Annotated in this window: 16 protein-coding genes; 4 read left to right on the top strand and 12 right to left on the bottom strand. The window is 28.7% G+C overall.

Features of this window, described 5'->3' with window-relative positions; genetic code table 11:
• Positions 1-51 precede the first annotated feature (51 nt).
• Positions 52-225, bottom strand: a complete 174-nt coding sequence (locus NR218_RS04720) for a hypothetical protein (protein ID WP_011275337.1) — start codon at positions 223-225, stop codon at positions 52-54.
• A 336-nt stretch (positions 226-561) separates the two neighbouring features.
• On the opposite strand from NR218_RS04720, the gene NR218_RS04715 reads away from it, so the two are divergent.
• A complete protein-coding gene (locus tag NR218_RS04715) occupies positions 562-1,602 on the top strand; it encodes a C45 family autoproteolytic acyltransferase/hydolase (RefSeq protein ID WP_011275336.1) in 1,041 nt (346 codons plus the stop codon).
• A gap of 71 nt (positions 1,603-1,673) precedes the next feature.
• On the opposite strand, the gene NR218_RS04710 is transcribed toward NR218_RS04715, so the two are convergent.
• From NR218_RS04710 to NR218_RS04700, 3 genes are all read right to left on the bottom strand, one after another.
• On the bottom strand, positions 1,674-2,516 hold the full coding sequence (locus NR218_RS04710) for a DUF4097 family beta strand repeat-containing protein (RefSeq protein ID WP_011275335.1): 843 nt from the start codon (positions 2,514-2,516) through the stop codon (positions 1,674-1,676).
• Positions 2,513-3,070 (bottom strand): HAAS signaling domain-containing protein, encoded by a 558-nt coding sequence (locus NR218_RS04705; protein WP_046464813.1) that lies wholly within the window; start codon positions 3,068-3,070, stop codon positions 2,513-2,515. The genes NR218_RS04710 and NR218_RS04705 overlap by 4 nt, the downstream gene beginning before the upstream one ends.
• 84 nt (positions 3,071-3,154) lie before the next feature.
• Positions 3,155-3,640, bottom strand: a complete 486-nt coding sequence (locus tag NR218_RS04700; RefSeq protein WP_011275333.1) for a hypothetical protein — start codon at positions 3,638-3,640, stop codon at positions 3,155-3,157.
• Between the two features lie 212 nt (positions 3,641-3,852).
• Here NR218_RS04700 and NR218_RS04695 point away from each other — a divergent pair, with 212 nt between their 5' ends.
• Positions 3,853-4,413: a thioredoxin family protein gene (locus NR218_RS04695; RefSeq protein ID WP_011275332.1), complete on the top strand. Its 561-nt coding sequence runs from the start codon at positions 3,853-3,855 to the stop codon at positions 4,411-4,413.
• 79 nt (positions 4,414-4,492) lie between these two features.
• On the opposite strand, the gene pmtD is transcribed toward NR218_RS04695, so the two are convergent.
• From pmtD to NR218_RS04660, 7 genes are all read right to left on the bottom strand, one after another.
• The gene (gene pmtD / locus NR218_RS04690; protein ID WP_011275331.1) at positions 4,493-5,221 is read right to left on the bottom strand and encodes a phenol-soluble modulin export ABC transporter permease subunit PmtD; all 729 of its coding nucleotides are present in this window, start codon (positions 5,219-5,221) and stop codon (positions 4,493-4,495) included.
• Positions 5,222-6,094 (bottom strand): phenol-soluble modulin export ABC transporter ATP-binding protein PmtC, encoded by an 873-nt coding sequence (gene pmtC, locus NR218_RS04685; protein ID WP_011275330.1) that lies wholly within the window; start codon positions 6,092-6,094, stop codon positions 5,222-5,224.
• Positions 6,091-6,774, bottom strand: a complete 684-nt coding sequence (gene pmtB / locus NR218_RS04680) for a phenol-soluble modulin export ABC transporter permease subunit PmtB (RefSeq protein WP_011275329.1) — start codon at positions 6,772-6,774, stop codon at positions 6,091-6,093. Before pmtB ends, pmtC begins: the two co-directional genes overlap by 4 nt.
• Positions 6,771-7,670, bottom strand: a complete 900-nt coding sequence (gene pmtA / locus NR218_RS04675; protein WP_053023245.1) for a phenol-soluble modulin export ABC transporter ATP-binding protein PmtA — start codon at positions 7,668-7,670, stop codon at positions 6,771-6,773. The genes pmtB and pmtA overlap by 4 nt, the downstream gene beginning before the upstream one ends.
• Positions 7,667-8,047 carry a PSM export ABC transporter transcriptional regulator PmtR gene (gene pmtR / locus NR218_RS04670; protein ID WP_011275327.1) on the bottom strand — a complete coding sequence of 127 codons (381 nt, stop codon included), beginning with the start codon at positions 8,045-8,047 and terminating at the stop codon, positions 7,667-7,669. Before pmtR ends, pmtA begins: the two co-directional genes overlap by 4 nt.
• A gap of 188 nt (positions 8,048-8,235) precedes the next feature.
• Complete coding sequence (locus NR218_RS04665; RefSeq protein ID WP_029376652.1) at positions 8,236-8,412, bottom strand: SE1626 family protein; 177 nt, start codon at positions 8,410-8,412, stop codon at positions 8,236-8,238.
• Between the two features lie 175 nt (positions 8,413-8,587).
• Entirely contained in the window at positions 8,588-8,683 is a 96-nt protein-coding gene (locus NR218_RS04660) for a Trp-rich small protein (RefSeq protein ID WP_011275325.1), read from the bottom strand.
• A gap of 194 nt (positions 8,684-8,877) precedes the next feature.
• Here NR218_RS04660 and NR218_RS04655 point away from each other — a divergent pair, with 194 nt between their 5' ends.
• On the top strand, positions 8,878-10,164 hold the full coding sequence (locus NR218_RS04655) for an aminotransferase class I/II-fold pyridoxal phosphate-dependent enzyme (protein WP_053023246.1): 1,287 nt from the start codon (positions 8,878-8,880) through the stop codon (positions 10,162-10,164).
• 398 nt (positions 10,165-10,562) lie between these two features.
• Here NR218_RS04655 and NR218_RS04650 read toward each other — a convergent pair whose 3' ends face one another.
• Positions 10,563-11,075 carry a ClbS/DfsB family four-helix bundle protein gene (locus tag NR218_RS04650; protein ID WP_046464920.1) on the bottom strand — a complete coding sequence of 171 codons (513 nt, stop codon included), beginning with the start codon at positions 11,073-11,075 and terminating at the stop codon, positions 10,563-10,565.
• An 898-nt stretch (positions 11,076-11,973) separates the two neighbouring features.
• Between NR218_RS04650 and NR218_RS04645 the strand changes: the two genes are divergently transcribed.
• Entirely contained in the window at positions 11,974-12,375 is a 402-nt protein-coding gene (locus tag NR218_RS04645; protein WP_011275322.1) for a sporulation protein, read from the top strand.
• The last annotated feature ends 17 nt before the right edge of the window (positions 12,376-12,392 follow it).

The raw sequence follows: 12,392 nt of genomic DNA, 5'->3' as shown, positions 1-12,392 counted from the left end.
AATAAAAAACCAGTAACTTCAAAACTGAAGTCACTGGTTAAATTACTATTATTACGCGTTATTACTTTCGATATCTGAAACGATTTCTTTAGTTTTTCTTTCGATATCTTCAAAGTCTTTCTTGAAGATGTAAGCAAATGCTACAACACCTACACCAACTACTACTGATGTAATAACTACTAAGCTTAATAAGAATTTGAATAAACCTTTAATTAAATCCCACATGTATGTTTCACCTCTAAATAGATATAAGTATGTTTACAATATTATATATTATCATACTTACTGTTATGGTTAAATAGATACCTTTTTTCGTCTTATAATAATAACTATAAAATAAATTTCAAAATTCAAAAACTTCATAAATTTTCAATTGTAAATTAGTTTAATACAACCACCAAGCTTTTACTTTGTTATATACTTTTAAATAAGCGTCTTGAAACATAGTACCCCTCCTTGTTTTTTAAATTTTTCTTGCTATCATGTTCAGTATAATAATAATTATATTAGTTTTCAATTAATGCTATTTTACAATATTTAGAATTTTCAGGAGGCCTTCTCATGCAACAAGTGAAATCAGATATAATGACGTTTAGAGGATCGCATTATGATTTAGGGGTCATAACAGCGCTATGGCTAAAACAAACACCCTTATTGCAAAATCGTGAACGTGAATGGAAAAAACGTATGCCCCGATTTGATATAGATGTTAACGAAACGTATCAAGTATTTCAAACATACGCGCCAGAAATATGGGAAGAGTTAATGGGTATGCAAGAAGTACTGAACTTACCTACAAAACAAATGATATTAAATTTTGCACATTATCGTTTCACAGATTTAAAAGAAAGTGGATGTACTGTATTTCAAGGTAAGGATTTTATGGTGCGCAATTATGATTATCATCCTGCCACATACGATGGGAGATATTTATTATTCCAACCTAATGACGGAGGGCTAGCGCAAATTGGGCCTACGTCTAGAGTAACAGGTCGTATGGATGGTATGAATGAAGCTGGTTTGACGATGGGCTATAACTTTATGCATCGTAAACACCCTGCTAATGGCTTTGTATGTTATATGATTGGTCGTCTTGTTTTAGAATATTGTAAAGACGTTGATGAAGCCGTTAGATTCTTGAAAGAACTCCCTCATAGAAGCTCTTTCAGTTATATTTTAATGGATAGAAAGCTTAATCACGCAATCGTTGAGGTTACACCACGTTCTTTTGATGTCAGATATGATAAAGTATGTACAAATCATTTCGAAATCTTAACGCATGAAAACCGAAATTACACAAAAGAATCACGTGAACGTCTAGAACGTACTGTCTCACAAACTTCACAAAGCCTAGATAAACATACAGCTTTTAAATTATTTAATGATCCAAAATTCGAAATATATAGCAAATTATTTAAAAGTTGGTCAGGTACGATACACACTTCAATGTATGAACCGCAAAACTTAACCGCTTGGATGACACTAGGTGAAAATCAATCACCCACATCAATAAATTTTCAATCTTGGTTAGATGGAAATGAGTTAACTATCCAACAATTTAATGGTCTAATTGATACCGATTTAACATTCGCAAATTATTAAAAAATAGACGAACTTTAAAATCGTTCGTCGACTTATATAAGTGATTGCCTCTTATTGTGTAGGCAATCATTTTACTTTATTGTGATATCTTCTTTTACCGTGTAAAATTCAATTACATTATTACTATTTCCTACCTTACCTTTATTAAAAGCTTTATTTTCAACTTTTGCCTCTCCTGTACCTGGGTGTAATTTTAATAAAGTATTTTTAGGTTCATCTTTATAGTCCAAATGAATATAATCAAGCTTACTTGAGCCTTTTACATCTGTTTCACTATTCATGTTTGTGAAATTAAGATAACCAAGTTCACTTACAAATAACGATTTTTTTAACTTTGAATTATTTACTTCGACGTTACCTACCCCTGTCTTAAATTCACTATTAAAGATATCACTGTTTTTAATTTTTACTCCACCAGCATCGCTCTTGAAGGAAAGATTATCAAATTTTGAATTTTGAATTTTTAAATATTTATTGTCTTGATAAATCGAACCTTTCTTCGCGTTAATGCCATCAAGATTCACATTTCCAAATCCTGAATATACATCTAAATTATTAATGTTTTTATTTGGAAGTGTAACTTCAATTTTTGATTTACTTTGATTAAAAGGATTAATATTAACGCTATAACCCCTCTTATCAGATTTATGCTCTTTTATATATAATGTATCTTTTGTGCGATATACCTTAACATCATTATCACCATAATATTTAACACCACAATGTTCTCCTTGCTTAATTGTGAGTTCTGAATTATAGCTGTCAATATTTAAATTATTCATTTTCACATTACTGTATGCTCTATCATATTTTAGCTTTTTATATTCATCTTTATCATGCACAAACCAGACTAAAGTTGCTGCTAAGAAAAATCCTACAAATATTACTATGCCTGTTATCATTGCCTTCTTCATTGTTTAATTCTTCCTTTAACCGTTTGGATATACCAAGTTAAATATTTTAATACAAGTCGATATAAATTTTGTGTAATTTTCATGGTAACTACAAATAAGACGATACCTAATCCGGCATATGAAATGCTAAATAAGAAATTGCTAAACGAATCAACAATCCCTTTAATGATACTCATTGATATTATTATTAATGGAAGAGAAATTAAAAAAACAGAGAATATAAACACTACAATCAATAATGCTATAAATATTACAATAGGGATGATGATGAAGAAAAAAGAAAGCACGCCAAGACTTAATGAAGCCATTATAGCCCTAATAATATTACGTAGGTTAGGTGTTACTTTAGCATAGGATATTGCTTCTTTGGCTTTAACTTCTTTACCTATATCATGTGGTTCTCTTAAATCCGATATAATATCTTTTTCTGATTTCCCTTTCGATTCTTGTTCATAGAAATGATTTTCATAATCATCCATGAGTTTATCTTTTTCTTTTCTTGGTAATTCATCAAGTTCTAATTCAAGTTCATTTAAAAAGGTAATCTTATCCATTATTTCACTTACTTTCTTAATTGAATTATCTCTATCTTATCGAAAAGTAGCTTATTTTGAAGTGCATTGTAAAAGTATCACTTTTTAACGACTAAAAAATTCTATTCGTTTAACCACATTATCCTTATATAAAATGGATAGCTTCATATGGTGCTCTTTATCAACATAAATTAACGCATCATATCCCTTACCTACTTTATCTTTACGATAATTATCACCTAAATAATTGATTGCATGATCCACTCTATCTCCAATTTTAACACCAAAGTTTGTTGTTACATCATGATCATTAATCAATACGATCCCTTTTACTGTTTGGTGTTTATTTTTTACTTTTACAGTTAAATCTTTATGTTTTTTATCATTATAGAATTTGTATCTATCCAACTTTATGTGATGATTTATCTCATAATCATTTTCATTAAATGGTTCATTTAATTGAATATCATTTATCTTCACTTCAGTAAGATTAATTGTTTTTTCATTTTTATAGATTGTAAGACACGTAACCACTATAAAAGCTATTATTGTAAAAATACTAAAGATTATCCATCGATTTTGAATGCGCAACCGTACCACCACTTCTATTCTTATTAACTTAAATATATCATAACCACTTACTGAGAAACATCTAAACCACTACAATCATTTCTTACAGAATTGTAACGTTGTTTTAACGTTCTTATTAATTGTGATAAAACTAATATATTTTAAGTTTTATAATTATTCATTCTTAGTAAAAATTGTTATAATGATATAAATTTAACGGGGAGGTTTTATTTATGGCTAATTTAGAAACATATTTTAATAATAGTCAGCCACTTGATGAATATATCGATAGCATGACTGTGAATAAAGATAATGTACTAACAATTTACAATGCATTCACACTACCTTCGTCTGACGATAGAATCAATCAACTTAAAGATAGTTCTTATTCTAAAGTCTTGGTTATAAGTGAAGATTGGTGCGGCGACGCTATGATGAACTTACCTATATTAAAGCGTATAAGTGAATCACTACAGCTAGAAGTACGCGTATTCCATAGAGATGAAGACACAAATCTCATTGATCAATATTTAACAAATGGTACAGCACGCTCGATTCCAATCTTTATCTTTATGAATGATCAATTTGAACAGGTGAGTGTTTGGGGCCCTAGAGCTCGTGAAGCCCAAGAATTTGTTACTCAACTTAGAGCTGAAAAACTACCACCTAAAGATGCACACAATTATGAGGATAAAGAAAAAGAAGTACATCATGAAATCACTTCTAAATATAAATCAGATACTGACTTATGGAATCAAGTTTATGACTCTATAATCAGTAAGTTAATGCTATAAAAGTATATATAGTAAGAGGGTAATAAAACAAAATTTGTTTTACTACCCTCTTTTTTGGATATCAATTTCTTGGCATATATTATATATCCCTTTTAGCTGCATAAGCAATATTCGCAATGAATAAAATAACAATTGATGCTAAAGAAATAAACCATTGCCAATTTGAAAATTTAATACTATCCGTTTGAGATTTCTCAGTTAAATAACTAAACGGAATATACTTTAATGATTTTTGAATTTTTTCTCCCCAGTCAGGAATCAAACCAATAAAAGGTTGAATAAATGGAACTATAAATACTAAGAATATACCTAGTGTAAAGATTACTGCCGGTTTTTGAACAATTAATGTAACTAAGAATAAGAGTAAACCAAAGAACAGTAAGAAGATAAGATAGAACCAAATGTTCGTTAAGAACTTATCTCCGTCTAAATTTTTTCCTTCTGTAAATGCTTGTACTAACATTAATGTGATATATGTGATGAATGCAAAAATGAATGAAAATAAAATAATTGAAATTGTTTTAGCAATAATATACCCAATTCTATTTTTCACTTTATTCATATAAAGTTGAATCGTACCTTGTGAATAATCGCGTGTAATTGTCTTAATCACTACTAACAAGCCAAAGAATAAGAACATCCAATTTGCCATAGATAAAATAGATGAATAATTTACTTGATCATTATTTCGTGCCATTAAGAACGTTATTAATCCTAATACTAACCAGATTAAAATTAGTGCTATATATGTTAAATAGCTTTTACAAAAACTCAATATATCATATTTAACTAATTGTAAACTTCTCATTTATTTGTCACCTCTTTGATTAATATTAAAGTACGTATCACGAAGCGAACTTTTTCTTGTTTCAATATACTTAGGATATAAATCTTTTTGTGCTAAAGATTTGAGTAATTGTTTATAATCTTTTTGTGCTTTAATCATTATTTCTCCACTATCTTTGTGTGATTGAAGCACGTTAAAATGTTCTGTTAAATAATCTAGTGCTGTATTAAATTCACTAACTTCAAATTTAATCGATGTATGATCTTGCGCACTACCATCTTTCATATTGACATCTTGTACAAAGTTTCCATCACGTAGAAAGACAGCTCTATCACAAATCAATTCAATATCTTCCAATTTATGACTTGAAATTAGAATTTTCATTTCTAAATCATTCACTAATGATTGAATTGTCTCTAATACATCAATTGAGCCATCTGGATCCATACCGTTTGTCGGTTCATCAAGAATTAGATATTTGGGTTTGTTCATTAATGAAACTGCAATCGCAAGTTTTTGTTTCATACCCATTGAATACTTTTTCACTTTTTTCTTAATGTAAGGTCTCATGCCAAATGCGTCTATGATTTTATCTGTATATTCCTTGTCGAAACCTTTGCCTAGAACTTGAGCAAATAATTTCAAGTTATTTAATCCTGTTTTATTATCATATAATTTCGGATGTTCAATAAGATAGCCAACGTTCTCGTTATCATTTAATTGAACTTTTCCTTTAAAATTAATAATATTGCCATTCATGACTTTCATTAATGTTGTTTTACCAACACCATTTTTACCAATTAAACCTACAATTTTGCTATTTCCAAAATCAAAATTGATATTATCTAAAACATTGTTATCTCCATATGTTTTTGTAATATTTTCTAATTTCATATAGGCCCTCCTTTATTTTCACGCTGAATTATACGTTTTAATTGAATCAAATAATTTAAAATCATCCAAACAATACTTAAGCTTAATAAACCATAATTGTAATATATGCCAAAGATATTATAAGAAATATGATGATGAAAAACGAATGCATTAATTAGTGTAAAAACTATTGTAATAGCAAATGGAATAACTAACATCATTATCAAGATATAAGGTGCATATGATATCCCTTCGCGTTTCTTTTCAGTATTCCTACTAAATGCAATTGGAATACTTAAAAAATTTACAAATATAAAAGCAATCGCAGTTGAGTATCTTAAATCCCCAAAATCAATATTAGAAGATTGAAAATTGTACAAAGCGATAATAAAACCACCAAAAAGTGTTAATACGATGCAGGTAATGTAATTCGCATTAAGCATGTCTTTTTTAGAGACAGGTAAACTTTCGTAAAACAAATATGAACTTTTACCTCCTAATCTTCTATGTAGTCTAAACAAGTGTCCAGAGTCTAATATGCTAACCGCCATTAATGTGATTGCAATCGGTGCATAGAATAAAAAATAAAGTTCTGTTTTAGAAAATACGAAAGCATATAACGGATTTAATAGAAGTAATAAGATATAAATGGCAATCGTTATACTCCTACATTTAAAATTTCTAATTAGTAATTGCTTCATTTTATCAACCTACTTTGCTGAAAATCTATTTGATTGTCATTACTTTTAGACTTTTCGATGTAGATCATAAGTTCTTCAATCGTAGGTTGTTTAATATTAACTTTTTTTCCGAACAATTCTTTAAACACTTGGGCCTGTTTAGTAAAACCAACAAAACCTGTCGACTTCACTTCTTTATAAAGGAACAAGCGATTTAATTCCTCGTCTAAATCTTGATTATCACCTTGTACAATTGAGTATTGTTCTTGAAGTTGATGACGAAAACCTTGCATAATAACTTCTCCATCTTTTATATGTACAAGATAGTCAGCAATTTTCTCTAAATCCGAAATAATATGGGTTGAAATAAATAAAGTCTTATGTTCGTCGAGTAATTCACTTTGTAAGATTTCTAACACTTCATTACGTACAATAGGGTCTAACCCCGCAGTCGGTTCGTCTAATATAAACAATTCAGCATGGTGACTCAAAGCTAGTGCTAAAGACAATTTCATTTTCATACCAGTAGAAAAATTTTTTATTTTTTCATCGAAAGGTAAATTGAATTTTTCTAAATAATTTTTAAATGCTTGTGAGTCCCAATCGGTATAAAATGGTGAAACCATTTTTTCAAGTTTTTTTGCAGTCCATTGTTGGTTAAAATAAACTTCTGAATAAACAAAACCTATTTTATTTTTTATCCATTTCGGTTTGTTTGCTATTGGTTCACCAAATATTGATATATGACCATGATTAGGTTCTATAATATCCATTATCATACGAATTATCGTTGTTTTCCCTGCCCCATTAGCCCCAATGAATCCAGTTACAAATCCTTGAGGAATACTGAATGAAAGATTGTTTATTGAAAATGCACTACTTTGAAACGACATATCTTTTACTTCAATGACATTCATTCTTCTTCCTCCTCATAAATTAAAGCTAGTATTTCTTTTAATTCCTTGAGAGGCATATCTATTGTTTTAGCTTCTTTAATCATTAATCGAGCAAGATTTTCAATTACAAAGAATTGCTTTTCTTTTAATATGGAACTATCTTGTTCTTTAACAAATGTACCTTTTCCTCGGACAGTTGTTACGAATCCCTCTTTCTCAAGATCTTCATAAGCTCTTTTAGTTGTAATTAAACTCACCTGTAAATCTTTTGCAAGCTCACGCATCGAAGGTAAGTGGCTACCAGCTTCAACATACCCCTTTAAAATATTCTCTTTTATTTGTTGTTTGATTTGTTCATAAATGGGTTGTTCACTGGTGTTCTTCAATATAATTTTCATTGATGTCCCCCTTTAATAACTGTATATAAATAGTATACACACTATATATACTTTTGTAAAGGTAATTTTGCAAATACTTGTATTTGATGGTATTAAAGCTACAAACTGTATATACATTATAGATACAATTCTATTTAAAAAATAAAACTCTATATCTAACGTCAAACGCTAATATAGAGTCTAAAATGTTATTTTCTGTTTTTCTTTCTATCATTATTACGATTAATAAAAGCACATATGATAAACATAATTGCTGCTAATAATAATTTAACACCTTGATTCTCGTGTCCTGTAGCCTGTAAATAATATCCAATAACAAATAAGATAATTGCCAAACTAACGAAAATCTTAGTTAAATGTTTCATCATAATCAACACCTCAATACATGTATTATAACAAATTAAAATTATAAATTTGCTTACTAAATACATTTAAAATTGAAAATATTAATCCATGTGTTACAATTTAATTGTATCCACGAATTACATTACACAACCCCTAACTTGTGACGGCAAGTTAGGGGTTTTTGTGTATGGTCATCTATTTATCTTTCCACTTAGATTCTAACCAAACACGAAATATAACGAGTATACCACCCGAAATTAATGTCACCATACCATCTAATAGCCACGACATTACACTACACCTCCAAATGAAAAGTGTCATATCTTATGATGACCTGACATTATTCTAACATAAAAAAACGAACAAATGTTCGCTTTTTATAAACCTAATTAGCAATTCTTTGTAATCATTATAGGAACACTTTATCTTTAAGGCATTTAAAGATAATATATTATTAAACACTAAAATAAAGTGAGGTTAAATAAATGAACCCATTAGCACAAAATTTAAATAATCAACTTGTTGATCATTGTCCAGAAATATTAAGTATGTTATCAAATCTAGGTCAATCAATGTATTATCCAAAAGGCATTTTATCTCAATCTGCTGATGCTAAAAAAACTAAATATAACGCTACAATTGGAATGGCTACTAATAAAAACGGGAAAATGTATGCTGATACTTTATTTGATGTCTATAATCATTTATCTCCAGATGAAGTCTTTCCATACGCCCCACCTCAAGGATTAGAAGCTTTAAGGGATTTATGGCAAGACAAAATGCTAAAAGAAAACCCTGATTTATCGAAAGAGACAATTACTAGACCTATTGTCACTAATGCGTTAACTCACGGGTTATCTTTAATAGCTGATTTATTTGTAGAGAGTGGAGATACTGTTTTAGTACCAACACATAATTGGGGTAACTACAAACTAATTTATGAAACACGTCATTCTGCAAATATTGAGACATATTCAATCTTTAACCAAGAAGGACATTACACAACAAATGATTTAGTTACTACTTTAGAAAATTTCAATCAAGACAAAGTCATTTTAATTTTAAATTATCCAAACAATCCTACCGGCTATACACCGAACAACGATGAAGTTACAACTATAGTTTCAGCGGTTCGTTCACTAGCTGAAAAAGGAACAAAAGTTATAGCTGTAGTAGACGATGCATATTATGGTTTATTCTATGAAGATGTTTATCGTCAGTCTATTTTTACTGCACTAAATCAAATTGAATCAAGCAATATTTTACCAATTCGTTTAGATGGTGCTACTAAAGAATTCTTTGCGTGGGGGCTACGTGTTGGTTTTCTTACATTTGGATTAAATAATAATGTTGCTAAAGAAGTGTTAGAAGCGAAAGTTAAAGGTTTAATAAGAAGTAATATTTCAAGTGGACCAATGCCTTCTCAAAGTGCTATTAAATACGTTTTAGTAAATCATGATGAATTTGATAAAGAAATTCAACAAAATATAGATACATTACAAGAAAGATATGAAGTTACAAAATCTGTTGTTTATGACGATAAATATAAAAATCATTGGCAAGCCTATGATTTTAATTCTGGTTATTTCATGGCAGTCAAAGTCAATGGCGTAAATCCTGAAGAACTACGTACCCATTTAATTAACGAATATTCAATCGGTATTATAGCGTTAAATGACTCAGATATCCGTATTGCTTTTAGTTGCATTGAAAAAGATGACATTCCACATGTTTTTGAATCAATCGCAAAAGCAATCGATGATTTAAAGTAAGCGATTGATATAAATAAAAAGAGTAATTAGGATGACATTGAAGAAGTATTTATATTCGATTTATTCATTCTATCGAAATTAAAAATAACTCGAAAGCTGTGATCTAAATGGTAATTATTTTTTCAATATTGCTTATTATTACATTAATCTCCACTTCGTATTATTTGTATCTTTACGCTTTTACTTCGAAAGGACATGTATCCAAAAATTTATATTTGTTCATAGGATTACTCATTCTATTTATCTTATTTGGAGCATGGTTATTAGATTTATTATAAATTTTCGGATTATAGTTCTTAATTAAAAGACGAGTCTTGGATATAATTCCTAGACTCGTTTTTATTTTTAGATAATATGGTTTTTCATATTGTTATAATCTTTCGAAAGTTAAGTTATCTTTATATTTCTGTTTTCTTCCATTTTCTAATTTTAGTTCTAAATGACTTAAATGGTGCTACGGTGTTAATGTGAATCCATTTCCAAACTGGCCATTTGGAAGGCGTTGATGAAGCCCATTGCCTTTTTCCACTCTCAAATAATGTTTCATTATCTAAACTTTTAATTAACTCAATAATGCTATCTACTTCCTTATTGAACTGATTAATAAGTTGTTCTAATGTGTAGTTTGAGTAAGTTTTATAAAATTCTTGATATAATCCTCCTAAATTATTCCACTTATAGTCAGTACTGGGAGTTACAACTGGTATATTATTTTTATTATCATTCTCCCACGATTGAATTAAATTTAACCATCCAAGCTGGTATGCGATCATCTGTGCAGGTGTTCTATTGACACCAATTTTATATACATCCTTATCTGATTCTGATACATCACTAAATTCATTAATAAAAAGTTCAGCCCTCTTACTAATTTCAAATATTAAATCATCTTTATTTGAATAAGTCTGCATGTTATCACCGCCTAGCATTTATATATTTATTATATATTGTAATGCACATTTACTCAGTTTAAATAAACATTTATATTAAGATTTCCCATTAAAAAAGACGCTTTTCGAATGTGATTATTTTTCGAAAAGCGTCTAAATTAATTAATTTAGTTAAGTTTGTATGACTTACATCATGCCTGGCATTAAGTACACCTAAAAATACTATAAAATAACTCTTAACAATCCCTATTTAAAGCCGTTTCCGTAATTTTATTATACCATATTTTTTAGTTTTTCCAATCCGTTATGTCATAATTATGTCATGACATAAACTCTAAGTAAAAGATGTCGCTGCCCTTAACTACCACAGTTGTTTTACCAACAAATACATAATTTGCACCGTCAGAAACTATTAAATCATATGTATGTTATCTACTTTAACATTTGTTACTCTTTCAGAATGTGGATATGCATATTTAACTTCTTTAGTATCAATATATCCTTTTTAAGGTGTACCGATCAATGAAAGATTGTTATGTATATTTTGTCTTGGACTAACTGACTTATATCTGATGTTAGTTAAAAGTTTTCATCATTCTTTAAATTGTAAATATTTATCTATATTTGAATAATTTAGTTATATGCATTCACTATACTAAACCTTTTGTGATTAAGTTATCCGTCTTTGCATTTCTCAATGCAACACAGAGCTTCTATCAGCGTCTTAAAATAATTAATAACTTAATATTTTATATACGTTATACATTTTAAATTAGTAAAATGATAGAATTATTTATATATTCGATATGGCAAATACGTTATTCAGTTTGAGCCATTGAGAGTTTTTAAATTGCATAGAGTGGATTAGTGTTATGGTAATTGTTTAATTAAAATATTTAATCAGAAAGGATTTGATTCTATGTTTGAAAACATTCTTGCTTCTATTGGAATAAACTCTGTGAAGGTTGAAACTTTAGTAAAAAACAAAAGTATTCATAGTAATGATACTTTGGAAGGAATTGTAAGAATAGAGGGTGGTAGTTCTGCTCAAACTATTAACAAAATTTCATTAACTTTAGTAGAAAGATATGAAAATCCTGATAAAAATAGTCAATTTCCTGTTTTAGAAAATGAATTACAAACATTTACATTACACACAAATGTTGAATTAAAAGAACACCAAACAATAACAGAAGAATTCAAATTTAATATTTATGAATATGAATTTAAAAGCGAACCAAAACATTTAATATTAAAAACACATGCATATGTAGGTTATTCAGTTGATGCTTATGATGAAGATAAAATTGTTTTCAAATAAGAAATTGATGTTTTTAT

It is taken from the genome of Staphylococcus sp. SUC_1.2 (genome assembly GCF_026222585.1).
Note: the sequence above shows the minus strand (reverse complement) of the source record. Positions and strands in the feature narration are given on the sequence as shown.